Here is a 22,797-nt window from a genome sequence, read left to right as displayed (position 1 = left end):
ACTGACGACTTATCAGGCATACATGTGTATGCCCCCGGATTTTCACCAGCTTATCTCTTCTATACCTTAATTGACCCTCACACCTACTTTGAAGAAGAGCTCTATGTCATACAGGGCTTCCTCTTCGCCCTTATGCGAAGCATCACTGCCGCTCAGATTGAAATTCTGTTAGGTCAGAGTCTAAAAATAATCCATCGTGAAATAACCACTCTCAACTCAAAACTTGCACTCACCGAAAGCAAAACCTCGGAAAGCAATACCATAACCTTTAGCACAATACCATCAATACAAATATCAACAACCTTGGGCGCAATAGGCAGCACCTATTACCACAACCGCCAACTAGAATCAACTTTGCGATCAGGCCGAAAAATGCTGGAAAGGGCAGCCGGAGCTGTTGCAGCCCGGCTATTCAACGTTGGTATCGGTGCTCTGCTTTATTCTTCCGAACTCGGCAACAGTGATCTCTACCATGAAACAACACTGAGCCTCCCAGCCGATTTATTAATACCGGACCTACCCGATCAGCTGTACGAGAAAGCCCTTGGCCATGGAGTAGCGGCGTCAACCTATCGAATTTATTCGAAGAATGACATCTATACACTCATCAAAACCAGCAGACAGCAAGTCTCGAAAGCAGAGTACCTCTACGCCCACTCTACTTCGACAAGGCGACGAACAGCTACATTTCCGTACCTTCGCAAAAGTTTCCAATCAAGCTGACGTTACCCGCGCACATACCCGGCGACGCCTCGACCACTAAACCTAGCACGCAGATACCTTCCTACCCCTATCGTGGCGTGACACTCAATCCACTGCACATCGAAGCCTCCCCTCTACCCGCGCTGGAACCGGAGGACTTCAAAGACTGCATTTACTGCTTCCCGCCAGAATCTGGCCTACCGCCACTGTACGTTGTCTTCAACTCTCCCTACCCCGGCGCGACAACCAAAGGGACTTACAGTGGACGACCCTACAACCCGGATAAAGCTGGGGGACCTATCGAACGACTGGATTGGAGGAAGACTAAGATCACAGCTGATGGCATTGAGCTAGTCAAGCTACACACAAGTCGTTTCGAACCCTCCGATGCGAACAAGATCATGATCGATAGGCTGAAAAAAAATACCACAAGGTCAATTAGAAGCAACTGACACTGACAAGCGATTCTACACACATGAAATAAGAGAACTTGAGCGCTTCCGGGCGCTTGAAATCCCAGATAGAATTAGGCCTGAAGATCGTGGCGAAGCATGGAATAACACACATGCCGCAACACTGGAGGACTACCAACTCACTTCAGAACTTGAGCTATTATACACACCAGAAGCCATTGAGGCAGACGACCGGCAGCCTGCGCGAGAAAATCAATGAATACCGTCAGCGAAATAGTAATTAACGAAAGCCCTACAGACGTCATTTTATGGCTTGTGAGGCGAGATGGCATTTCTCATCCCCGGCTCGACAACTTGTACAATAGAAATAGCTGGGCAAATATTGGTGACTGCCTACAACTCATGAACTTAGTAAGCAAAATGCTTGAAGAAGGCTTAATACAATATGGCGGTAATGGCTACATCAAGGGCCAGAATTGGCGAGAGCCAGAATTCCTGGCTCAAAAAAAATATGAATTGTGAGGCGCTCTGAACTTAGGGCCTTGCAGGCTAAGATGAGTTTCATCAGAGGCGCCGGCAGTGACAATGGGTCTGCCGGCGCTCACCACCTAACGCCAGTCCGCCTTACCAGCAAAGAACGCCTGCGCATTCACCTCCAGGCTGTCCAGGTGATACCCGCCTTCCTGCACGATCAGACACGGCAACCGCAACGCACGAATCCGCTCCCCCAACGCAGCAAACCCTTCAGTCGTCACTGCCACCTTGCTCTGCGGGTCGAGTTCATAGATATCGAACCCGAGCGACAGCACCAGCGCCTCAGCACCAAAGTCCTTCACTGCAGCTAGCGCAACGTCCAACTGCCCCATGAAATCAGCCTCACTGGCCCCATGCGCCATCGGCAAGTTCAGGTTGTACCCCTCCCCTTCACCACTACCCCGCTCGTCCGCGAACCCAGCCACGCCAGGATAGAAGTTGGTCGGGTCGCCATGCACCGACACATACAGCACATCACGGCGATCGTAGAAAATCTCCTGAATCCCCTGCCCATGGTGCATGTCGGTATCGAGAACTGCCACGCGGCTATAACGGCTGCGCAGGGCCTGGGCAGCTACAGCCGCGTTGTTGATGTAGCAGAACCCACCCGCCGAATCGAAGCGCGCATGGTGCCCCGGTGGCCTGCACAGCGCATAGGCAGCCGGTTCGCCGTCGAGGATGGCCTTGGCCCCGGCCACCGCGCTTTGCGCAGACCAATAGGCCGAACGCCAGGTGTTTTCGCCAACAGGGCAGCTGCCATCCGCCAGGTAGCGCCCGGCCTGGGCGAGAATGCCACGCAAGGCGTTGGGCTCACGCACGAAGATGTTGGACATGACCTCGTCGCCCCAGTCCTCGGGCACTTCCTTCCAGCGTGCATGGGCCTCTTCGAGGAAGGCCAGATAGGCCTCACCGTGCACAGCCCTGAACGGTTCAAGGCCGGCATCGTCGGGCTGGCGGATGTCGAAGCCCAGGTCCTTGGCGGCCTGCAACAGCCGCTGGGCGCGCTCGGGGACTTCCTGCGGGGTGCGCATGGCGCCGCGCGAGTAGTAGCTGCGCGGGTGGTGCAGCAGTTGTTCGGGGTGGAAGTAGCAACGCATCAGGCTTCTCCTTATTCGACAAGGCCCGCACGGGCCAGCACGGCGTTCAGCAGTACATCGGCACCCTGACGGGCATCGTTGGGCAACACGTCTTCGGCTTCGTTGTGGCTCAGGCCGCCGACACAGGGGATGAACACCATGGCCGTCGGGCAGTAGCGGGCCAGCAGGATGGCATCGTGGCCGGCACCGCTGACGATCGATTGCTGGGCATAGCCCAGGCCATCCACGGCCTGCTGCACAGCAGCCACGCAGTCGGTGTCGAACGGGGTGGCCGGGCTGACCCAGTGCCGCTCGATACGCACCTGCAGACCACGCTGGCTGGCAATGGCTTGCAGCTTCAAGGTCAAGTCGCGCTCCATCGCCTCGATGGCTTCGTCGCGGTGGTGGCGCAAGTCGACCGTGAACTGCAGCAGGCCAGGAATGGTATTGCGTGAAGACTTGGCAATGGACAGTTCGCCAACAGTGGTCAAACCTTCGGGCGCGAAGTCCGCTGCCAGTTGCTCAACCGCCTGGATCATCCGCGCCGCGCCATACAAGGCATCCTTGCGCAGCGGCATCGGCGTGGTGCCGGCGTGTGCCGCCATACCTTCGACAGTGACGTCCAGCCAGCGGATAGCCTGACCACCGCTGACCACGCCGATGGCCTTGGCGTTGTCTTCAAGGATCGGGCCTTGCTCGATATGCGCCTCGAAATACGCATCCACCTGGCCACCCAGCGGGCGCTGGCCGGCGTAACCAGTGCGCTGCAGCTCGTCAGCCACGCTGATGCCATCAGCATCGCGGATAGCCAGCGCCTCGGTCAGCGCAAGGCTGCCGGTAAACACCGCCGAGCCGAACATGGCCGGGGTGAAGCGCGCGCCCTCTTCGTTGGTCCATACAGCGATTTCCAGCGGCTTGCGGGTCTGGATGTTCAGATCGTTGAGGCGACGCACCACTTCAAGCCCGGCCAGCACGCCATAGACGCCATCGAAACGACCGCCTTCGGGCTGGGTGTCGAGGTGGCTACCAATCATCACTGGCGCCGCATCCGGGTCACTGCCAGGGCGGCGGGCGAACAGGTTGCCGATGGCATCCACCGTCAGCGTCAGGCCGGCTTCACGGCACCAGTGGCTGAACAGTTCACGGCCAGCCTTGTCTTCGTCGCTGAGCGCCAGGCGGCAGCTGCCGCCACGGGCGGTGGCGCCGATTTCGGCCATGGCCATCAGGCTCGCCCACAGGCGTTCGCCATTGCTTTTCAACATGTGCGGGTACTCCAGAGTAAAACAGTTCGATCAGGCCAGTTCCAGGCGCTGGCTACGGGCATACTGGCGCGCCAGGGCAAGCACGCAGACCAGCGAGACGGTGGCGATCAGGGTGTAGAACACGGCCATCGGCCACCACTGGCCGCTGAAGGTGTGAGCCAACCAGGTGCCGATCAGCGGGGTAAGGCCGCCAGCGATGGCGCCGCAGACCTGGTAGGCCAAGGAAATGGCGGTATAGCGCACGCGGGTTTCGAACATACCGCTGACATAGCCAGCTATCACCGCGTAGAAAGAGGCCATGCAGGCTGCAGCCAGGGCGATGCCCAGTACGATCAACGGCCCCTGGCCCGAGCTGACCAGCACGAACATCGGGTACGGCGAGGCCATCGCCAGCAACGCGACCAGGGCCAGGAAGCGCGTGGCACCGATCTTCTCCGACAGCCAGGCAGCCAGCGGTTGCACGCAGAACTGGATGATCGCCACGAAGAACAGGCACTCAAGTATCAGCGAGCGCTCCAGGTGCAATTGTTGAGTGGTGTAGCTGATCATGAAGGTGTTGGTGAAATAGACCCCGGCAATGCCCAAGGTGTTGGCACCGATGCACAACAACAGCGGGCGCCAGGCGGTGCGCAGCACTTCGAAAACCGGCGCCTGCTCTTTGCGCCGGGCCTTCTCTGCCTGCTCGCGGCTGGCGATGAACTCGGGCGACTCGTTCACCCCCAGGCGAATCGCCAGGCCCACCAGCAGCAGCAACGCGCTGGCCAGGAACGGCACGCGCCAGCCCCAGCTCATCAGCTCGTCTTCAGGCAGGCGGGTCACCGCGCCGAAGGCCAGCAGCGACAGAATCAGGCCCGCCGGGCTGCCCAGTTGGGCGAACGAAGCGAAGAAGTTGCGCCGGCCTTTGGGCGCATGCTCGCCGGCCATCAGCACCGCCCCACCCCACTCGCCGCCCACGGCGATGCCCTGGACGATGCGCAGCAGGATCAACAGCACCGGTGCGGTGGCACCGATCTGCGCGTAAGTCGGCAGCAGGCCGATACACACGGTGACGATGCCCATCATCAGCAGGGTGATGACCAGCGACTTCTTGCGGCCGATACGGTCGCCCACGTGGCCGAAGACAATGCCACCCAGCGGCCGGGCGAAAAAGCCCACGGCGAAGGTGCCGAACGCGGCCATGGTGCTGAACAGGCTGTCGTCGGAGGGGAAGAACAAGGCACCGAACACCAGGGCGGCGGCGGTGGCGTAAATGTAGAAGTCGTACCATTCGATCATGGTGCCGATGAACGCGGCAGCAGCTGCACGACGTGGCTGGGCGGAAGCGGTGGGCTTCATGGGGGCTCCTTTGCTTGTTGTTCTGGCAGGAGTTGCTGGGTCATTGTCGCGCTCTCGTGGCGCTTGGCCTGCGATTTATCGGCTCAGGGCTATGATTAGTCAATTTTCTATTTATTATTCGTACTATTAGCCACGCTTATCATCGAGCCTCGCCATGTCCGACCGTCTGCTCAACGACCGCCTCGACTGGAACCTGCTGCGCACCTTCCGGGTCATCGGCCAGGAACTGTCCATCAGCCGCGCCGCCGCCCGCCTGCACCTCACCCAGCCGGCCGTGAGCCAGGCGCTCAAGCGCCTTGAAGAGCAGCTTGGCCGCCAGCTTATCGCCCGACGTGGGCCGCGTTTCGTGCTGACGGAAATGGGCGAGCAGCTGTTCCAGCTGGCTGGCGAGGTGTATGGGCAGATGTCGCAGATCGGCGGTTTGCTGGAGCAACCGGCGGACGAACTGGTAGGCAAGGTGCGTCTGTTGATGATCAGCCGCATCGTCAGCGAACGCTTCGACGACTTCCTCGCCGACTTCCATCGCCAGCACCCACGGGTGGAGCTGGAAATCGACGTGATGCGCAGTTCCGACATCGTCGCCGCCCTGCAGGAGAAAACCGCCACAGCGGGCCTTAGCCTCAACCGGCGTGCGCAGCCACGGCTGGAGCAACGGCTGTTTCTGCGCCAGCGCTATGCGTTTTTCTGCGGCAAGCACCATGCCTTGTTCGGCCAGGCCGAAGGCGACTTGCAACGGGAGAATTTCGTCAGTTTTACCAGCGACCAGATTGGCGGCATGTTGTCGCCGCTGACCATTTTCCGCGACCAGCAGGGCTTTGCCGGGCGCATCGTGGCGTCATCGCCAAGCCTGGAGGAAGTACGCCGGCTGGTGATCGCCGGCTTTGGCATCGGCTGCCTGCCCGAGCATGTGGTGGCGCCGGATGTAGAGGCGGGGTTGCTGTGGAAGTTGCCGCCGCAGGAAGGGATTGCCGATGTGGATATTCACCTGTTGTGGAACAGGGAGCAGCGCTTCAGTCGGGCAGAAGAGGTGTTTATCGAGGCCTTGCAGCAAAGTCTCGGTTAACAGGCTTCGCTGGCGATAGGAGGGCAAAGCCCTCCCCCTTTCGCGATTAGGCTTCAGGTACCGGTGCCTGCTGGGCGATCAGCCCCAGCTCACGCAGCTCGGCCCAGAACGCGGCCGGAATCACCGCATTGAACGCCGCCAGGTCTTGGTCGGCATGTTGTGGCCGGGTCGCCCCTGGGATCACCGCCGCTACCGCGGGGTGCGCCAGCGAGAACTGCAACGCCGCAGCCTTGATGTCCACCCCATGGCGCGCCGCCACTTCGTTCAGGCGCTGGACACGGGCACGGATTTGCGGGCTGGCCTTCTGGTACTCGTAGTGCTCTCCCCCGGCAATCACGCCGGAGTTGTACGGGCCGCCGACGACAATGCCGAGGCCTTGCGCCAATGCACCTGGCATTACCCGTTGCAACGCACGGTCGTGGTCCAGAAGGCTGTAGCGACCCGCCAGCAGGAAGCCGTCCGGGCGTGCTGCTTCGAGGTCCAATGTCAGCTCGATCGGCTCGACGCGGTTCACGCCCAAGCCCCATGCCTTGATCACGCCTTCTTCACGCAGGCGGGTCAGCACGCGGAAGGCACCGGTACGAGCGATTTCGAACTGGCTCAGCCATTCGTCACCGTAGAAGTCCTGGGCGATGTCGTGAATCCAGACGATATCCAGGTAGTCGGTACCCATACGCTTGAGGGTGTCTTCGATCGAGCGCAGGGTGGCATCGGCGCTGTAGTCATTGACGATGCGGTTACGGTTGCCGTGCTCGAACAGGCCGCTCTTCTCGCCCAGCTCACGAGCAGCCGGGTCTTCCAGTGCGTCGAGGATGACGCGGCCAACCTTGCTGCTCAGCACGTATTCATGGCGCGGGCGCTGGGCCAGGGCCTTGCCGAGGCGGATTTCCGACAGCCCGGCACCGTAGAAAGGCGCAGTGTCGAAGTAGCGCACACCGTTGTTCCAGGCCGCGTCCACCGAGGCTTGCACTTCGGTATCTGGCACGTTGCGGAACATGTTGCCCAGTGGCGCGGTACCAAAGCCCAGGGGGTTGGCGATCAGGTCTTTCAAGCTCATGGCATGTCTCCAGAAAGGGTGTGTAAGGTCATCAACCGACGACGTGAGCACATCCTAGGCTGGCCAAACCCAGACCGTCCAAGTCATAATTCGTCACAGTTAAGTCCCTGGAGGTCTCATGCAGGATTTGCGTCAGTTGCGCTACTTCGTGGCCGTCGCCGAATGCGAGAATGTCGGCCGAGCCGCCGAGCAGCTGCATATTTCCCAATCGCCCCTCAGCCGGCAGATCGCCCAGCTGGAGGACAACCTTGGCCTGGCCCTGTTCGAACGGCGCAACCAGCGGCTGTACCTGACTAACGACGGGCGCACCTTCCTGGCCGAGGCGCGCGGCCTGCTCAAGCATGCCGAGCGCTTGGAGTCGCTGGGCAAGCGCCTGGGCCGTGGCGAGGAAGGCGGCTTGTGCATCGGCTACGTCAACCACGCCATCCACGCTGGTGTGCTGCCTGGCGCAGTGCGGGCCATTCGTGGCGAACGCCCGAACATTCACATTGCGCTGTACAACATGATCCCCAGCGAGCAGTTCGAAGGCCTGCGCCAGCGCAGCCTGGACATTGCCCTGGTGTGCGAGCCGCCGCCGAAGCACGACCCCGACTTGCGTGCGCAGCCAGTACTGGATGACCCAATGCTGCTGGCCATCCCAGCCTCGCACCCTCTGGCCAGCAAGGCGGAACTGACCCCGGCCGACCTGCACGAGCAGGAATGGATCATCACCGGGGGCCAGCCCGACCAGGTGAACAAGCGCGACGACTTCATCGCCCGCTGCGGTGATGCCGGTTTTACCCCGCGCTTGTCCCTTGAAGCGACCGACCCATTGAGCGTGCTCGGCCTGGTGTCCGCGGGCCTGGGCCTGGCCATGGTGCAGGGCAGCCTGACGGCCAGTGCCGGGCCAACCGTGGTTTTGCGTCAGCTGGATTGGTTCCAACCCAGCGTGCAATTGTGGGCCGCCTGGCACCAGGTCGACCTGCGGCCGATCGTGGGCATTTTCCGTGAACGCGTGCTGGCGCAGGCGAATAAGTCCATAGAGGTCTGAACTCAGTCGAATTACGTCTTTTACAGTCTGAGTAGGCTTTACTAGGATGGCTCTCATCGATACAACTCACCCACAGGAGCCATTCCATGAACATCGACCTCGGCGGGCGCACCGCCATCATCAGCGGCTCTACCGGCGGTATTGGTCTGGCCATCGCCCGCGGCCTGGCCCGCGCCAACGCCGACGTGGTCATTGCCGGCCGCAGCCAGAAATCGCTGGATGCAGCCTTGGCCGAACTGCGCCAACAAGGCGGCCGTGGGCAGATTCACGGCGTGGTCGCCGACCTGGGCACCGCCACCGGTGCCGACACCCTGTTCGCCGCCCACCCACGGGCCGACATCCTGGTCAACAACCTGGGCATCTACGACGACGTCGACTTCTTCGACGTGGCCGACAGTGAGTGGGCGCGCTTCTACGATACCAACGTGTTGAGCGGCGTGCGCCTGGCCCGCCACTATGCACCGGGGATGGTCGAGAAAGGCTGGGGGCGGATCCTGTTCATTTCCTCGGAATCGGGCATCGCCATCCCTGCGGACATGATCAACTACGGTGTTACCAAGGCCGCCAACTTGGCCGTTTCCCATGGCCTGGCCAAGCGCCTGGCCGGCACCGGGGTTACCGTGAACGCGATACTGCCCGGCCCGACCCTGACCGATGGCGTGGCCGCGCTGGTAGCCGATGCGGCACAGGCGTCCGGGCGCAGCATTCGTGAAGAGGCCGACAACTTCGTACGTACCGCACGGCCAAGTTCGATCATTCAGCGCGCCGCCGATGTCGACGAAGTCGCCCACCTCGCGGTGTACCTCGCCTCGCCTTACTCCTCCGCCACCACCGGCGCGGCCCTGCGGGTCGACGGCGGTGTGGTCGACAGCCTTGCTATCTGAACTCAACTGGAGCATTACCCTATGGCAACTGCCTACGCTTCCCTGCAAGCCCAACACAGCCCTGAACACGTCTGGGCATTGATCGGCGGTTTCGACAGCCTGCCGGACTGGCTGCCGTTCATCCCCGAGAGCATCTCCAGCGAAGGCGGCCGTGTGCGCTCGCTGAAAGACCCGGACGGCAACAGCATCGTCGAGCGCCTTACAGCTTTTGACGACAACGCGCGCAGCTACAGCTACACGATCCTGAGCAGCCCGTTTCCGGTGACCGACTACCGATCGACCCTGCGAGTCAAGGCCGACGGCCAAGGCAGCCTGGTGGAGTGGTTCGGCGAATTCACCCGGCCGGTGTCAGTGAGGCCGAGGCTGAGGCACTGTTCAAAGGCATCTACGAAGGTGGCCTGCAAGCCTTGGCGAAAACCCTGGGCTAAGCGAGTCCCCCAGGTACCTCATCCCCTTGCAAGATTCGAGGGTGGGGGCAAAGCGCTTTTGCCCCCCCGTCAAAACACCTTGTCCCACCCCCGCCTGTATCCCCCGCCTCATCTGCGCTAGCCTGCCGCCCATACTCGTCTCACAAGGACCCGCACCATGCCAACTGATTATCAAGCCTGGGGCTGGACCCCGAACGCCGGCCTCGAAGGCCTGCAGCTGCTGCGCAAACCCCTGCCGCAACCCGGCCCCGGCGAAGTGCTGGTGGCCAACCGAGCTATAGCCCTCAACCCGGTGGACTGGAAAATCTGCGAATGGGGCCATCCGGCCTGGCAGCAAGGCACAGTACCGGGTGTGGATGGCGCCGGAGTGGTCGTCTCCGCTGGCGCAGGCGTCGAACTGCCCTTGGGCAGCCGCGTGGCTTACCATCAGTCGCTGGCTCGCGACGGCAGTTTCGCCGAGCATTGCCTGCTCGATGCCAGCCTGGTGATGCACATCCCCAGCGCACTCAGCGACAGCGCCGCCGCCGCCGTACCCTGCCCCGCGCTGACCGCCTGGCAGGCCCTGGCCAAGATACCGGCAGGCACCAGCCGCGATGTGCTGGTGATTGGTGCCGGTGGTGCGGTGGGCTTCTACCTGGCGCAGTTGGCCGCACAACGTGGCCTGCGCGTATGGGCGACAGCCAGCCAGCGCCACCACGCGGCGCTCAAGGCGCTGGGCACAAGCGGCGTGTTCGACTACCACGACGCCGACTGGCAACAGCAGTTGCAGGTCGCCCTGGGTGAGCGCCCGCTGCATGCCCTGTTCGACACCGTCAGTGGCGCCCACGCAGGCAGCCTCGCCCACCTGCTGGGCTACAACGGGCACCTGGTGTGCATCCAGGACCGCCAGGAAAGCGCGCCAACAGCCGCCTTCAGCACAGCCATTTCGCTGCATGAAGTGGCGCTGAACAGCGTGCATGCCCATGGCCGCCTGGCAGATCGCCAGGCCCTGCGCATGGCTGGTGAACAGCTGTTGCAGGCTGTCGCCAATGGCAGCCTGATCGCGCCTCAACGCCGTGAGTTCGACTTCGCCACGCTGCCCGATGCACTGCGGCAATTGAAAGAAGGCCAAGGCGCAGGCAAATGGGTGACGCGCCTCGGCTGAAGGGCATCCGCGCAACTTGGATCCCATTCTGTGACAAGGTATGCTGGGCAATAGCTAAACGCCATTACTCAGGCAGGCTTGGTGCCTGCCCTCAAGGACGAGCCCTTTGCCCAGCCACCCAACCCGCCACACTATTGCCCGCCAGTGGCAGTTGCTCAAGTTGCTGCCCGGCCGCCATCCGGGCATGAGCTCTACCCAGTTGCAGGCCGCCCTGACAACCGTGGGTCATACCACCAGCAAACGTACCGTCGAGCGCGACCTGGTCGAGCTCGCTGCGCTGTTCCCGCTGCAGTGCAACAGCAAAGGCATGCCCTACGGTTGGTACTGGCAACCGAGCATGAGCCTGGTCGATGCGCAGCCACTGCAACCGGACATACTGACACCCCCGGCACAGGTTGAACTGCACGCCTGGGTGGACGACACACTGGCGCGCCTGCTGAAAGAATCCCCGCTGTCCGCAGACATGCAGCTGACCCCGCAAGCGAGCGGCGGCGCGGCATTGGTGGCCACCGTCGACGACAACCGGGCACTGATGGGCTGGCTGCTGTCGCAAGCGGGTTCGATCCGCGTGCAGGCCCCGAAGACGCTGCGCGTGGCCATGCTGGAACAGCTGCGCCAGAGCCTGGCGCTGCACGATGGCGGTTGTTGACCGGCAGGCAAATATCATTGTCCTGCCGAGCGCTTTTTCCCGGTGCCGGCCCTGCGCAGAATTCGCTCCTGACAACGCATCACTTTCAGGAGTACACGATGAAACGCTTCAAGCCCCTGCTGCTGGCCGTCGCCTTGGCGACCACTGCCCAGGCTACCCTTGCCACCGACTGGCAGCACTCGCCGTACGGCAAGCAGGATGAAATCGGCGCTGCCAACCTGCTCACCCCAGACGTGGTCAAGCAGGCCGTCGGCCTGGTCAAGACCGGCAAGACCTACCCCTTGGCCGTACCCGTGAGCAAGGACTTGCCGGCGTTCCGCCACCGCAGCTTTCACCTGTACAACATCCAGCCCGGCGAGCAGGCCGGCCAGACCCTCGGCCGCAACAAGTTCAGCTTCAACGATGAACTGGTCAACGGCTGGACCGGCGTTGGCACCCAGCTCAACGGCATCGGTCATATCGGCATCGACAACGTCTACTACAACGGCAACAAGGCTGCGGATTTCGTCACCGTCGAAGGCGTGACCAAGCTCGGCGTGGAGAAAGTACCGCCCATGGTCACGCGTGGTGTGGTGCTGGACATGACGGCCTACTTCGGCAAGGCCATCGTACCGGGTGGCACCGCGTTTACCGTCGCAGACATCAAGGCGGTGCTGAAGAAAGAAGGCATTACCCTGCGCAAGGGTGATGTGGTGCTGTTCAACACCGGCTGGCTGGAGTTGGTCGGCAAGGATAACCAGCAGTTCCTCGCCACCGAGCCAGGCATCGACCTACCGGCTGCCGAATGGCTGGCGGATCAGGGCATCGTCGCCTTCGGTGGCGATACCTGGGCCTCCGAGGTATACCCCAACCCGACCGGTGAAGAGTTCCCGGTCAACCAATTCATGCTGGCCAAGCGTGGCATTTACAACCTGGAATTGATCGACACGCGCGCGCTGGTGAAAGACAAGGCGTTCGAGTTCCTGTTCGTGCTGGGCCAGCCGCTGTACAAGGGCTCGACTCAAGTCAATATCAACCCGGTGGCGATTCACTGATCACCGGGCTGATTCAATCTGAATATTGGGGCTGCTTTACAGCCCCAGCTTTCAGAACGTACCCGGATACGCCCCGCCATCAATCAGCAGGTTCTGCCCGGTGATGTATCCGGCCTGCGCGCTGCACAGAAACGCGCAATAAGCACCGAACTCCCCGGCATCACCAAAGCGTGCCGCCGGAATGGCCTTGCGCCGCGCCTGGGCAGTGGCTTGCACATCACCGCCTGCCGCCTTCAACGTCTTTTGCAGACGCGCCGTGTCGAACGCCCCGGGCAGCAGGTTGTTCAGCGTCACGTTGCTGCCCGCCAGGCGCTGCTGCCGGGCCAGTCCGGCGATGAAGCCGGTCAGGCCACTGCGGGCGCCATTGGACAGGCCCAGTATGTCGATCGGTGCCTTCACTGCGCCTGAAGTGATATTCACCACCCGGCCGAACCCCCGCTCGGCCATGCCATCGACCACCGCTTTGATCAGCTCGATGGGGGTGAGCATGTTGGCGTCCAACGCCTTCAGCCAGTCTTCACGCCCCCAGTCACGGAAGTCCCCGGTGGCGGGCCACCGGCGTTGTTGACCAGAATATCGACCTGCGGGCAGGCCGCCAGCAGCGCCTGACGTACCTCGGCATCGGCTACATCACCGGCTACGGTACGCACCTCGATGCCCGGATTAGCCGCGCGCAACTCATTGGCGGTCTGCTGCAAGGTGGCGTCGGTACGGGCATTGATGACCAGGTTGACGCCCTCTTTGCCAAGCGCCTCGGCGCAGCCTTTGCCCAGGCCCTGGCTGGCCGCGCAGACGATGGCCCAGCGGCCGGTAATACCTAGATCCATTGGGTTGCTCCTAGATGTAATGCAGTTACAGGGTTGCAGGCAGGCCGTGCCGGTACAATCTAGAACGCCGGTCACGGCCACCGATAATGAAAAGAGCTGATCTACCAATAACCATTGCTTATCCCCACCAGCGCTGCAACAACGGGTCGGGGGTGGATAGGCACTGTGGCGCGTCAACCAGCTACCAACTCCTCTACCAGCAACCGCGCCGCTGGCGACAATGGCGCCGCTACCCGGTGCACGATGCCGAACGGCTCGCTCAACGCCCGCAGCTGCACCGCCAGCGACACCAGCAACCCACGCTGTTCGGCGAAGGCCGCCACTGCACTCGGGATGACCGCCACCAGGCTCGGATCATCTTCCAGCAGCATGAAGGTGGCGAAGGTGGAGAAGGTTTCCAGCGGATAGCGTGGCACTTGCACTCCGGCCTCGCTCAACTCGCGCTCCAGCGCCTGGCGCATGGGCATGTTGGCCGGGTAGACAACCCAACGGTACTGGCTCAGCTCGCCGATCTCCAGAGCCATCGCCCCAGCCAGTGGGTGCTGTGGGTGCGCGACCACCGCCAGTGGCTCATGAGCCAGTTCGACAAAGGCATATTCCGCAGCGTTACGGCCCAGGCCCGGTCGACAGATGGCCAGGTCGAGCCGCCCCTCATCCAGCTGAGCGAGCAGATTGGCGCTGGTGTTCTCGGCGATCTCCACGGCCAACTGTGGCTGTTTGCGGCGCAAGCGCCCCAAGGCGCTGACCAGCGCCGGCATAGCGCCCATGATGCAGCCCACCGCCAGCCGCCCACCCTGGCCTTGTACGATGCCCAGCACTTCTTCGCGCAAATGCCCCAGGTCGCTGTGAATCAGCCGCGCATAGCGCACCACGCAACGGCCCACATCGTTGGCCACCAAACCACTAGGCAAGCGCTGGAACAACGGTACGCCCAGCACTTCTTCCACCTCGCGCAAGGCCTTTGTGGCACCGGGCTGGGAGATGGCCATGGCTTCGGCCGCCTTGTGCAGCGAACCGCAACGGTCCAGCTCGATCAACAGACGCAACTGGCGTAGGCGCAGGCGAGAAAAAATGGAGTCCAGGGAAGGGATCATCAGGCAGGCTCGGCATGGCTCTTGTAATGCCGAGCACTATAAAGGGTGGTCAATGGGGCAGCGTTGCGTTTGCAGCAAATAACCTTTGATTGCAGCACACGCATGCCCGCATTTTTCTGCAGGCGCTTACCGCGTAGTACGTCGTGCCAGGCAGGCGTAGCCCAACCCCAGCACGGTGGCCGCCAGCGCTCCCAGCAACACCATCAGCTCGCGGCTGTAGCGGGCCACCAAGGCCGGGAAGCCGATGACCTCGTGGTACACCTGCACATTGGCGGCACCGTTGGCGTGGCTGATGCTGACCCCGCCCTGGCGGATCTGTGAATAGTCTGCGTCGAAATACACCCACACCTTGCACGTACCGCCTGGCTCTATGGCCGGGATCTCCACCTGGGCGGTTGCGGTTTCCAGCAGCGTGTCGTTGCCGGCAGCATCGCGCACCTGCACCAGGCCCTTGGCTGGCAGGCGGATTTTCACCTGGCGTACCTGCGCGTCACCACTGTTGCGCAGCTCGATGAGCAAGCCGGTGCGGTGGTCGACCAGCCCGGCTTCGAACGGCTTGGCGAACAGTTGGGCATACGGTGCCTGAGCCATTTCGATCAGCCGCTCGACCTGGTCATGGCTCAGTTCGCCCTGTTCGATGTTGTTGATGCGCCCCTGCAATTGTTCGTACTTGAGCTGTTCGCTGGCCTTGCTGATACGCTCGCTGAACTGGCTGGGGTAAGTGAGGTAGGCATAGGTCAGTGACGCCTCCAAGCGCGGGTTGCCCCTGAGCAACGCGTAGGCGGCCAACAGGACCATCAGGCCAATCAGCACGGCGACGAGAAGCTTCCCCACCTTGTCCCAGCTCAATGCATACTTCCTTCTGTCGTGTTACAGACGTTCAAAACCGCCCAAGGGTGCCAACTTCACGCCCCCCAGGCAAGCCTGACCGGGCTTGGTGGGTTGCGGGCGTGCGGAGACTAGGGTGCTCCGGCTACCTCCACAATAGCCAAGGGGGTGAAAAGGGTTACTTTCGGAAATGGACTACAAGAACATTACGAAGGGCGGTTCCGTCGCTGTTCGGCCCCTTGACCACTGCACGGCAGTGGCGGACGATCAACCTCCCCTACACAAGGACGAACACCATGCTACGGATACTGGGCAGAGCCTCTTCCATCAACGTGCGGAAAGTTTTGTGGGCCTGTGCCGAGTTCGAGGTCGCGTTCGAGCGTGAGGATTGGGGGTCAGGCTTTCAGCCCACCGACAACGCCGAGTTCCTGGCACTGAACCCCAATGCCATGGTCCCGGTGATCCAGGATGGCGACTTTACGCTGTGGGAGTCCAACAGCATCATCCGCTACCTGGCCAACCGCTACGGCGCCACCGCGTTCTATCCAAGCGAAGCGCAGGCGCGGGCCCGGATCGACCAGTGGATCGACTGGCAGGCCTCGGACCTGAACCGTTCGTGGAGCTACGCGTTCATGTCGCTGGTCAGGCATTCACCCGCCCACCAAGACCCACAGGCGCTTGCGGCCGGTTGCGCGGAGTGGTCGCGTTACATGCACATCCTCGACCGTCAGCTGGCCGGCACCGGTGCCTATGTGGCCGGCAACCAGTTCACTCTGGCCGACATCCCTATCGGCCTGTCGGTCAATCGCTGGTTCGAAACGCCATTCGAGCACCCGCACTTGCCGGCAGTGCGCGACTACTACGAACGCCTGAGCGAGCGCCCGGCCTATCACCTGCATGGCCGCAATGGTACGCCGTAACGCCAACAACGACTTTTATCGGCGGGCGGGGTGGGTGTGTACAGGGGCGGTAGCTGCTTTGCAGCCCATCGCGACACAAGGCCGCTCCCACAGAGACCGCGCAGCACCTGGAGCTTGCGCTGCACTTGTGGAAGCGACCTTGTGTCGCGGTAGGGGCGCGAACTCAGCGTGCTACAGCGCCACCTGCCCCGCTGCAGCCACTACTCGCCCACGCCAGGCAAACAGCAGCACCATCACCAACCCCAACGCCGCCATCGCCGCGCCCGCCAGGGAAATCGCCGGGTAACCCAGCCCCGCATTGATCACCGCGCCACCCAGTGCCGCGCCAATCGCGTTACCCAGGTTGAACGCGCCAATGTTGACTGCCGATGCCAGGTTGGGCGCATCTTCGGCCGCTTCCATCACCCGCATCTGCAGGGGTGGAACCAAAGCAAAGCTCGCTGCTCCCCAGACCAGGATCGCCAGAGCCGTCGGCAGCGGCCAGTCCAGCACCAGCGGGAACACCAGCAACACGGCAATCAAAACGGCCAACGACAGGATCAACGTGCGATCGATCGAGCGATCCGCCGCCTTGCCGCCCCACACGTTGCCCAGGGTCAGGCCGACACCGAACAACACCAGCATGGCCGTCACGAAGGTGGTGGACGCCGCCGCTTCGCTTTGCAGGATCGGCGCAATGTAGGTGAACACCGTGAACATCGCACTGGAACCCACCACGGTCAGCAACAACGCCGCCAGCACCGGCCCACGGCCTAGCACGCGGATTTCGGCCAGGGCCCCATCCCCCTTGGGCGCGGCCACATTGGGCAGCGCGTACCAGAGCGTGGTCATCGCCACCAGGCCAAGCCCGGCTATACCCAGAACGCCGTGCGCCAGCCCAGCATTTCACCAAACCAGGTCGCCAACGGCACTCCGCCGATGGTGGCCAGGGTCAAGCCCATGAACATGGCTGCCACGGCCCCAGCGCGCTTCTCGGGCGGCACCACGCTGGCCGCGACGATCGAGCCGATGCCGAAGAAAGCACCGTGGTTGAGCGAGGTGACCACGCGGGCCACCAGCAAGCTGGCGTAGTCACTGGCCAGGGCCGACATCAAATTACCCAGGGTGAAAATGGCCATCAGCCCGATCAACAGGTAACGCCGTGGGATCTTCACCGTGGCCAGGGTCATCAAAGGCGCGCCGATCAGCACGCCAATGGCATAGGCACTGACCAGCAGCCCGGCAGCAGGAATGGAAACACCAAGGTCGGTGGCGATACTGGGCAACATGCCCATGGGGGCGAACTCCGTGACACCGATGCCAAAGGCACCGATGGCGAGTGCGACGAGAGGTGGATTGATACGCATGGCAAGCTCCTTATCTATGCCGCGAATGCTACGATCTGTTTCAAAGTCGCACTAGACTGCTTTTTTGCGAACCACCTTTGCTTGTGAGGCACAAATGGACTTCAGTGGCAGATCTGGAGAGATGGAGGTTTTTGCCAGGGTGGCGCACGAGGGCAGCCTATCGGCTGCCGCGCGGGCACTGAACCTGACGCCTTCCGCGGTCAGCCGCATCCTCGCCCGCACCGAACAGCGCCTGGGCACTCGCCTGCTGCTGCGCACCACCCGGGCGATCACCCTCACCCCCGAGGGTGAGGCGTACTTGCGCGGCGCGCGGCGGGTGCTGGCAGACATGCTCGAAGTCGAAGAGGCCATCACAGACCAGGGCGTGCCACGCGGGCGCTTGCGGGTCAGCGCTGCGCTGGGCCATGCCCGGCTGACCGTCGTGCCGCTACTGGCAGCCTTCAGCGCGCGCTACCCGCAGGTGCTGGTCGACCTGACCCTCAGCGACGAGGTAGCCGACATTCTCGGCGGCCAGGCCGACGTGGCGCTGCGTTTCGGGCACCTTCCGGACAGCTCGTTGAGCGCCCGTACCATTGGCGAAACCGGCCAGGTGGTAGTTGCCTCACCTGACTACCTGCAACGCTGCGGCACCCCGCTTGAGCCTGAAGACCTGGCCCGGCACAACTGCCTGCGCTTCAACTTCCGCCGCGCCGCCCCCGACTGGCCGTTTCGTCGCGACGGGCAAACGTTCTCGTTGAGGGTGGCGGGAAATATCGAATGCAGCAGCGGTGAAGCCTTGGCGCAACTGGCCAGGCTGGGTGCCGGCATCGCGCGAATCGGCACCTTCACCGTGGTCGATGACCTGGCCAGTGGGCGGCTGGTGCCGTTGCTCGAGGCATACAACCCTGACGACCGCGAGCCGATCCATGCAGTGTTCGTCGGTGGCCCGGCGATGCCCGCGCGAGTGCGGGTTTTTGTGGACTTTCTGATACAGCACCTGTCCTAATGCCGCACGCTTACATCAACCCTGCAAAGGATCGCCCATGCTTTACGTCGTCATGCTCGGAGGCCGCCACCCCGGCGCCAAGATTGAAGTCCACGACGTGGTATTCGCCCAGGCCGATACCTTCGAACAGGCCTACCCGCAGCTGCGCAAGGCGTGGTTCGGTAGCCCGCAAGGCTTGCACATCGATTCGTGGTTGGAAGTGCACGGCGTAGACGGCCAGCGCATTGAACTGCGCCCGGGCTCACCCGCACGCGGCGCTCTGCGCCTGTATTTCATCAACCTCGGCGGGTATGAACGCGATGTGTTCGGCGAGGCGCACCGCTTCCTGCTGGTTGCCGCCCACAACAAGGCTGCAGCCAAGGCCCTGGGCAAGCAGCGGATGCAAGCGCATTGGCTGAAGCCGCACACCGATGCCCTGCTCGATGTCGATGACTGCCTGGCGATCGATCAGGTGGACGGGCAGTTTGTGCACCTGGTCGAAGGGCCGCATGAGCCGCTGGTGGTACGCAGCGACTACATCCTGATCTGACGGCAATAGAACGCCAGGGCCAAGCCACCCTGCGCGATGCCGGTCCGCGTTAACCGAGCAGGTGCAGCCCCAGCGTAAAGACCGCCACGGCCAAGGCCAGCAACGACACGGCGTGCCGTTCCAGATACGCTGGCCAACCGGGTGCTGACTGCTGTTCGCATTCACATTGACGCTCAGCCAGGCTTGCTAGCCGTGACTCCACGCTGTCCACACGGTCTGCCTGAGCGCTGGTTGCCAGTGCGAGCTTCTTCAACGCCGTGGTCATTGTGGTGGACAGGCCTTCCCGGGCCAGGTTGCTGGCTGCCAGTTGCTGCTGATGCTGCTCAAGGCTCTTGCGAATCGCCCCTTCCTTCTGCACCCGGGCCAGGGTACTTGCCACCAGCTTCTTGTTCAGCACCTCGATACTGGCCAGCAACGCGCCTTGCTCGGTGGCCTGCCGGGTCAAAGCGTCTGCCTCAATAGTGTTCTCGATCACCCTGTCCACATCCGCCTCGCTGGAAGGCGTCAGAGTGCTGTGTTCGTGTGGCTGGTTCATCAATCTATCCGGATACTGCGATAAAGCGGGGGAAGCTATCAAAATGGCATCACCGGATCCACTGATGAGTTATGGAATTGAGAAATTGGCCAGGTATCTGACAAGGCTGACCAAGCCAGATATGTAAAGTAGCCAGTCACATCTTGGTGAAGGCGTGCACCGTCTGCTCACGGCACCCTCAATGCTGGCAAAGCCTTGTCCACCGTGGCATCGCTTGCACTGAGTGATATCAAATTGCCTGCCGCTGCGTCATGACGCGCCAGGGCGAGTCCCGCTGAACCTGCACCATTCTCTTACCTGTATAAGTCATCACTATCGACATGTAATTATTGGCGACATATCTTTTTGCTTACCAGCTGATGACCACTCCCGAGGAACGTTACATGGAAGCAATCGAAATCGCCCTGCTGGGTGTCTGCGGCATTACTCTGCTGCTGGTGTGTCTCCAACTTGTCCGCCAAGGCGAGATATGGAGCCTGCTGCAAAGCGACCGTGAACTGGAACACACCGCACGTATCCACAGGCAGGAGAACAGCACGCTGCACGCGGCTCTGCGCACGGAGCGCGAACATGTGAGCCAGCTGCAACACCAGATTCAAGTACTGCTCGGGCTGGCGCCGGAGGCCTGAGGGCTTTCGACGCAGCGTGCGCGTACACTCGCTTTCAGGCCACTTGCAGGAGCAACTCATGCCCTACCCTATTGAAGAAAAACTGGTCATCGGCGTTGCCTCGAGTGCGCTGTTCGACCTCACTGTCTCGGACGACATCTACAAGTCCGAAGGTGTCGAGGCCTATCGCCAACACCAGGAGCAAAACCTGGACGAGCCGTTTCCCCGAGGTGTGGCGTTCCCTTTCATTCGCCGCTTCCTGAGCATCAATCAAGCCTTCCCCGAGCAATTGCCAGTGGAGGTGGTACTGCTCTCGCGCAACTCGCCCGAAACCGGCCTGCGGGTGTTTCGCTCGATCAACCATTATCAGCTGGACATCACCCGCGCGGCGTTCATGTCGGGCCGCTCGCCTTACGAATACATCCCGGCATTCAATGCCTCGCTGTTCCTCAGTGCCAATGAGGAAGACGTGCAAAAAGCCATCGACGCCAACTACCCGGCCGGGCGCGTGCTGCCTACACGCATCTACGACGATGAAATCGACACAGAGCTGCGAGTGGCCTTCGACTTCGATGGCGTGATCGCCGACGACGAGGCCGAGAGCGTGTACAAGCGCAACGACAACCTGGACGACTTTCAGGAACATGAGCGCGTGCACAAGGGCACCCCGCATTCGCCTGGGCCGTTGGCGGACCTGTACCGCAAGCTTTCGCTGATACGCATGCTTGAAGATCGCAAGCTGGCCGAGGACCCGACGTACAAGCGAATTTTGCGCATTGCCATCGTCACGGCGCGCAATGCACCTTCCCATGAGCGGGTGGTGACCACCTTGAAGGATTGGGGCGTGTCGCCAGATGAGTGCTTCTTTCTGGGTGGGATGGAGAAACCCAGGGTGCTGTCGATCCTCAAACCGCATGTGTTCTTCGACGACCAGCGCACGCATTTGCAATCGCCAGCGGGGAATCTGCCGATGGTGCATGTGCCGTTCGGCGTGGCGAACAAGAACGCTACGCTGCAGCGTTCCCAGGCCGCCGTGCCACCCGCCGAAACGGTGCAAGCTGAACACCTACAGCACGATAGCCAGTAGCCATCAATTTACCGGCAACGTAAACTGCCCGTGCTGTGCTGCGCAGCCCTCTCTACCGCCACGGAGCCCCTAGGCATGGATCGCGACGCCCTCGTTCAACAGGTTCAGTTGAACATCCTGAAACGCTACGACGTCTTGCTTGATTGCAGCGAATTCGACGACAGCACACTGAACAAGTTAAGCAAACGCTTGCCCAAGGCGAATGGCGAGCACGCGACCTTCGCACGCTGGTGCGAACATGTGTTGGGGGACCACCGCCCTGCAGTGGCACGCTTCAAATACCCAGTCTCCGGACAGACGCGTATCGACACACTGCGCCTGGGCATGCGTGAAGGCCTGTCGACCCAGGAAAGGGCACTGACAGCACAGGTTGAAGAACTGAAGAAACAGATCAACGCGCTGCAGGCCAAACAATCGGCGCTACCCACTCACGTTCAACCTGCCGTGGACTTCGAACAGGTGCGTTGGGAGCACGCCTGGCAGTATTTCTATGCAGGCCGGCGTGACGTATTGCGCAACTTGCTGGCTGATGTGCGGGATGTCGAAGGGCACATTTTCAACGCTCAAGGTGAGCGCAACCGCAATTATCGCGAAGTGCTCGACGAAGGCATCCGTTACATGCTTGAGGGTCTGCAACGCCTGGGTTTCATCATCGACGTCACATTGACCACCGCCAGGGAACATGGCTTCATGCCTCAGTACTTCGATTACTACCGTACGCCTGAGCGCGACGATCGATTCGACCATTTGCTCAGCTTCGAAATACCGGAGATGCCGACCGATATCCTGGTTCCGCTACCCGAGGAGGTCAGCGACAAGTCGATCTGCCACGTCTCGCTGTACCGTGGCAGTGCAGCACGGGCTACACCTGAAGAAGTAGAGCACTTGGGGGCATTTCTGCACAGGATGTTCGCTGCGCTCGCCAAGTCGGCCGACCACGTACCACGCGCAGGGCTGCGAGAGCATCTGCTGCTCGCCCTGATGCTGTCCTGGAGCGCCCCCGGGGTAAGCCTGGACGATATGCACTACAGCTCGGTGTACTCACACTCTGACGAGGCGTGGGTAACGCCGAATGCGCAGCCGGCCGACCAGCCCATCGAAATGAGCCCACTGAAGGTTTTCAAGCTGCTGGCCAACGCGGTGGCAGCGCACAGCAATAATTGACCGCTCTGTGCAGGGGGGCAGCTTAGCGTGGGCCGCCGCCTTGGTGGCCGCCAAAGCCACCGCCACCGCCGTGGCCACCACCATGCCCCCCACCACCACCCGGCGGCATGAACATCCAGCAACCCGACAAGGCGGATACCAGCGCCGCCACCAGGGCTGCGCGGAAAAGGTGTTTCAACTTCATAGCAACGCTCCACTAGGCTAGATCCGCTGCCCGCCGTTGGCCGGCTTGGCAGCGGGCGGATTCTAGAGCTGCGGCATGA

General features: G+C 61.9%; 22 protein-coding genes and 4 pseudogenes. 16 read left to right on the top strand and 10 right to left on the bottom strand.

The annotated features are described in order from the left end of the window. Positions 1-24 precede the first annotated feature (24 nt). The 3 genes and pseudogenes from AB5975_20225 (at position 25) to AB5975_20215 (ending at position 1,637) form a co-directional block, all read left to right on the top strand. A complete protein-coding gene (locus tag AB5975_20225) occupies positions 25-723 on the top strand; it encodes a hypothetical protein (GenBank protein ID XDR18889.1) in 699 nt (232 codons plus the stop codon). Further along, positions 678-1,154, top strand: a pseudogene (locus AB5975_20220) (S-type pyocin domain-containing protein). The gene AB5975_20225 and the pseudogene AB5975_20220 overlap by 46 nt, the downstream one beginning before the upstream one ends. Positions 1,155-1,370: 216 nt before the next feature. Next, positions 1,371-1,637: a hypothetical protein gene (locus AB5975_20215; GenBank protein XDR18888.1), complete on the top strand. Its 267-nt coding sequence runs from the start codon at positions 1,371-1,373 to the stop codon at positions 1,635-1,637. Positions 1,638-1,723: 86 nt separating this feature from the next. Here AB5975_20215 and AB5975_20210 read toward each other — a convergent pair whose 3' ends face one another. From AB5975_20210 to AB5975_20200, 3 genes are read right to left on the bottom strand one after another with little or no spacing between them, the layout of a single operon-like run. Further along, the gene (locus AB5975_20210; GenBank protein XDR18887.1) at positions 1,724-2,746 is read right to left on the bottom strand and encodes a histone deacetylase family protein; all 1,023 of its coding nucleotides are present in this window, start codon (positions 2,744-2,746) and stop codon (positions 1,724-1,726) included. Between the two features lie 11 nt (positions 2,747-2,757). Further along, on the bottom strand, positions 2,758-3,987 hold the full coding sequence (locus AB5975_20205) for a Zn-dependent hydrolase (protein XDR18886.1): 1,230 nt from the start codon (positions 3,985-3,987) through the stop codon (positions 2,758-2,760). A 30-nt stretch (positions 3,988-4,017) separates the two neighbouring features. Beyond that, positions 4,018-5,322, bottom strand: a complete 1,305-nt coding sequence (locus AB5975_20200; GenBank protein XDR18885.1) for an MFS transporter — start codon at positions 5,320-5,322, stop codon at positions 4,018-4,020. 154 nt (positions 5,323-5,476) lie between these two features. Here AB5975_20200 and AB5975_20195 point away from each other — a divergent pair, with 154 nt between their 5' ends. Then, positions 5,477-6,385, top strand: coding sequence for a LysR family transcriptional regulator (locus AB5975_20195; protein ID XDR18884.1), 909 nt, complete (start codon positions 5,477-5,479; stop codon positions 6,383-6,385). Positions 6,386-6,431: 46 nt separating this feature from the next. On the opposite strand, the gene AB5975_20190 is transcribed toward AB5975_20195, so the two are convergent. Next, complete coding sequence (locus AB5975_20190; protein ID XDR18883.1) at positions 6,432-7,442, bottom strand: aldo/keto reductase; 1,011 nt, start codon at positions 7,440-7,442, stop codon at positions 6,432-6,434. Between the two features lie 118 nt (positions 7,443-7,560). On the opposite strand from AB5975_20190, the gene AB5975_20185 reads away from it, so the two are divergent. The 6 genes and pseudogenes from AB5975_20185 (at position 7,561) to AB5975_20160 (ending at position 12,611) form a co-directional block, all read left to right on the top strand. Next, positions 7,561-8,472, top strand: a complete 912-nt coding sequence (locus AB5975_20185) for a LysR family transcriptional regulator (protein XDR18882.1) — start codon at positions 7,561-7,563, stop codon at positions 8,470-8,472. Between the two features lie 86 nt (positions 8,473-8,558). Further along, positions 8,559-9,356 (top strand): SDR family NAD(P)-dependent oxidoreductase, encoded by a 798-nt coding sequence (locus tag AB5975_20180; GenBank protein ID XDR18881.1) that lies wholly within the window; start codon positions 8,559-8,561, stop codon positions 9,354-9,356. Positions 9,357-9,377: 21 nt separating this feature from the next. Then, a pseudogene (locus tag AB5975_20175) lies at positions 9,378-9,784 on the top strand (SRPBCC family protein). A 157-nt stretch (positions 9,785-9,941) separates the two neighbouring features. Then, on the top strand, positions 9,942-10,928 hold the full coding sequence (locus tag AB5975_20170) for a zinc-binding dehydrogenase (GenBank protein XDR18880.1): 987 nt from the start codon (positions 9,942-9,944) through the stop codon (positions 10,926-10,928). 106 nt (positions 10,929-11,034) lie between these two features. After that, positions 11,035-11,577, top strand: a complete 543-nt coding sequence (locus AB5975_20165; protein XDR18879.1) for a WYL domain-containing protein — start codon at positions 11,035-11,037, stop codon at positions 11,575-11,577. Positions 11,578-11,675: 98 nt separating this feature from the next. Beyond that, entirely contained in the window at positions 11,676-12,611 is a 936-nt protein-coding gene (locus AB5975_20160; protein XDR18878.1) for a cyclase family protein, read from the top strand. Positions 12,612-12,662: 51 nt separating this feature from the next. Here the strand turns inward: AB5975_20160 and AB5975_20155 are convergent. The 3 genes and pseudogenes from AB5975_20155 to AB5975_20145 all read right to left on the bottom strand — a co-directional run bounded on the left by AB5975_20155 (position 12,663) and on the right by AB5975_20145 (position 15,381). Beyond that, a pseudogene (locus AB5975_20155) lies at positions 12,663-13,438 on the bottom strand (SDR family oxidoreductase). 173 nt (positions 13,439-13,611) lie between these two features. After that, positions 13,612-14,532: a LysR family transcriptional regulator gene (locus tag AB5975_20150; GenBank protein XDR18877.1), complete on the bottom strand. Its 921-nt coding sequence runs from the start codon at positions 14,530-14,532 to the stop codon at positions 13,612-13,614. Between the two features lie 126 nt (positions 14,533-14,658). Continuing rightward, complete coding sequence (locus tag AB5975_20145) at positions 14,659-15,381, bottom strand: hypothetical protein (GenBank protein XDR18876.1); 723 nt, start codon at positions 15,379-15,381, stop codon at positions 14,659-14,661. Between the two features lie 275 nt (positions 15,382-15,656). Between AB5975_20145 and AB5975_20140 the strand changes: the two genes are divergently transcribed. Then, the gene (locus AB5975_20140) at positions 15,657-16,280 is read left to right on the top strand and encodes a glutathione S-transferase family protein (protein ID XDR18875.1); all 624 of its coding nucleotides are present in this window, start codon (positions 15,657-15,659) and stop codon (positions 16,278-16,280) included. Positions 16,281-16,451: 171 nt separating this feature from the next. Here AB5975_20140 and AB5975_20135 read toward each other — a convergent pair. Beyond that, positions 16,452-17,626, bottom strand: a pseudogene (locus AB5975_20135) (MFS transporter). Between the two features lie 94 nt (positions 17,627-17,720). Between AB5975_20135 and AB5975_20130 the strand changes: the two are divergent. Next, positions 17,721-18,611, top strand: coding sequence for a LysR family transcriptional regulator (locus AB5975_20130; GenBank protein ID XDR18874.1), 891 nt, complete (start codon positions 17,721-17,723; stop codon positions 18,609-18,611). A gap of 37 nt (positions 18,612-18,648) precedes the next feature. Next, entirely contained in the window at positions 18,649-19,140 is a 492-nt protein-coding gene (locus tag AB5975_20125; protein XDR18873.1) for a DUF1543 domain-containing protein, read from the top strand. 49 nt (positions 19,141-19,189) lie between these two features. Here AB5975_20125 and AB5975_20120 read toward each other — a convergent pair whose 3' ends face one another. Then, a complete protein-coding gene (locus tag AB5975_20120) occupies positions 19,190-19,675 on the bottom strand; it encodes a hypothetical protein (GenBank protein ID XDR18872.1) in 486 nt (161 codons plus the stop codon). Between the two features lie 383 nt (positions 19,676-20,058). Between AB5975_20120 and AB5975_20115 the strand changes: the two genes are divergently transcribed. From AB5975_20115 to AB5975_20105, 3 genes are all read left to right on the top strand, one after another. Continuing rightward, positions 20,059-20,304, top strand: coding sequence for a hypothetical protein (locus AB5975_20115; protein ID XDR18871.1), 246 nt, complete (start codon positions 20,059-20,061; stop codon positions 20,302-20,304). A gap of 58 nt (positions 20,305-20,362) precedes the next feature. Continuing rightward, positions 20,363-21,370: a 5'-nucleotidase gene (locus AB5975_20110; GenBank protein XDR18870.1), complete on the top strand. Its 1,008-nt coding sequence runs from the start codon at positions 20,363-20,365 to the stop codon at positions 21,368-21,370. Positions 21,371-21,445: 75 nt separating this feature from the next. After that, on the top strand, positions 21,446-22,534 hold the full coding sequence (locus tag AB5975_20105) for a hypothetical protein (GenBank protein ID XDR18869.1): 1,089 nt from the start codon (positions 21,446-21,448) through the stop codon (positions 22,532-22,534). Between the two features lie 22 nt (positions 22,535-22,556). On the opposite strand, the gene AB5975_20100 is transcribed toward AB5975_20105, so the two are convergent. After that, on the bottom strand, positions 22,557-22,718 hold the full coding sequence (locus tag AB5975_20100; GenBank protein ID XDR18868.1) for a hypothetical protein: 162 nt from the start codon (positions 22,716-22,718) through the stop codon (positions 22,557-22,559). Between the last annotated feature and the right edge of the window lie 79 nt (positions 22,719-22,797).

The sequence above is a fragment of the Pseudomonas putida genome, assembly GCA_041071465.1.
GTDB classification, from domain to species: Bacteria; Pseudomonadota; Gammaproteobacteria; order Pseudomonadales; family Pseudomonadaceae; genus Aquipseudomonas; species Aquipseudomonas putida_P.
Note: the sequence above shows the minus strand (reverse complement) of the source record. Positions and strands in the feature narration are given on the sequence as shown.

Bases quoted from the DNA above. Each gene is read 5' to 3' on its own strand.
- AB5975_20205 (XDR18886.1), bottom strand. From the start codon at position 3,987: ATGTTGAAAAGCAATGGCGAACGCCTGTGGGCGAGCCTGATGGCCATG.
- AB5975_20185 (XDR18882.1), top strand. From the start codon at position 7,561: ATGCAGGATTTGCGTCAGTTGCGCTACTTCGTGGCCGTCGCCGAATGC.
- AB5975_20125 (XDR18873.1), top strand. From the start codon at position 18,649: ATGCTTTACGTCGTCATGCTCGGAGGCCGCCACCCCGGCGCCAAGATT.
- AB5975_20200 (XDR18885.1), bottom strand. From the start codon at position 5,322: ATGAAGCCCACCGCTTCCGCCCAGCCACGTCGTGCAGCTGCTGCCGCG.
- AB5975_20215 (XDR18888.1), top strand. From the start codon at position 1,371: ATGAATACCGTCAGCGAAATAGTAATTAACGAAAGCCCTACAGACGTC.
- AB5975_20190 (XDR18883.1), bottom strand. From the start codon at position 7,442: ATGAGCTTGAAAGACCTGATCGCCAACCCCCTGGGCTTTGGTACCGCG.
- AB5975_20160 (XDR18878.1), top strand. From the start codon at position 11,676: ATGAAACGCTTCAAGCCCCTGCTGCTGGCCGTCGCCTTGGCGACCACT.
- AB5975_20115 (XDR18871.1), top strand. From the start codon at position 20,059: ATGGAAGCAATCGAAATCGCCCTGCTGGGTGTCTGCGGCATTACTCTG.
- AB5975_20110 (XDR18870.1), top strand. From the start codon at position 20,363: ATGCCCTACCCTATTGAAGAAAAACTGGTCATCGGCGTTGCCTCGAGT.
- AB5975_20140 (XDR18875.1), top strand. From the start codon at position 15,657: ATGCTACGGATACTGGGCAGAGCCTCTTCCATCAACGTGCGGAAAGTT.
- AB5975_20210 (XDR18887.1), bottom strand. From the start codon at position 2,746: ATGCGTTGCTACTTCCACCCCGAACAACTGCTGCACCACCCGCGCAGC.
- AB5975_20170 (XDR18880.1), top strand. From the start codon at position 9,942: ATGCCAACTGATTATCAAGCCTGGGGCTGGACCCCGAACGCCGGCCTC.
- AB5975_20130 (XDR18874.1), top strand. From the start codon at position 17,721: ATGGACTTCAGTGGCAGATCTGGAGAGATGGAGGTTTTTGCCAGGGTG.
- AB5975_20195 (XDR18884.1), top strand. From the start codon at position 5,477: ATGTCCGACCGTCTGCTCAACGACCGCCTCGACTGGAACCTGCTGCGC.
- AB5975_20120 (XDR18872.1), bottom strand. From the start codon at position 19,675: ATGAACCAGCCACACGAACACAGCACTCTGACGCCTTCCAGCGAGGCG.
- AB5975_20105 (XDR18869.1), top strand. From the start codon at position 21,446: ATGGATCGCGACGCCCTCGTTCAACAGGTTCAGTTGAACATCCTGAAA.
- AB5975_20180 (XDR18881.1), top strand. From the start codon at position 8,559: ATGAACATCGACCTCGGCGGGCGCACCGCCATCATCAGCGGCTCTACC.
- AB5975_20100 (XDR18868.1), bottom strand. From the start codon at position 22,718: ATGAAGTTGAAACACCTTTTCCGCGCAGCCCTGGTGGCGGCGCTGGTA.
- AB5975_20150 (XDR18877.1), bottom strand. From the start codon at position 14,532: ATGATCCCTTCCCTGGACTCCATTTTTTCTCGCCTGCGCCTACGCCAG.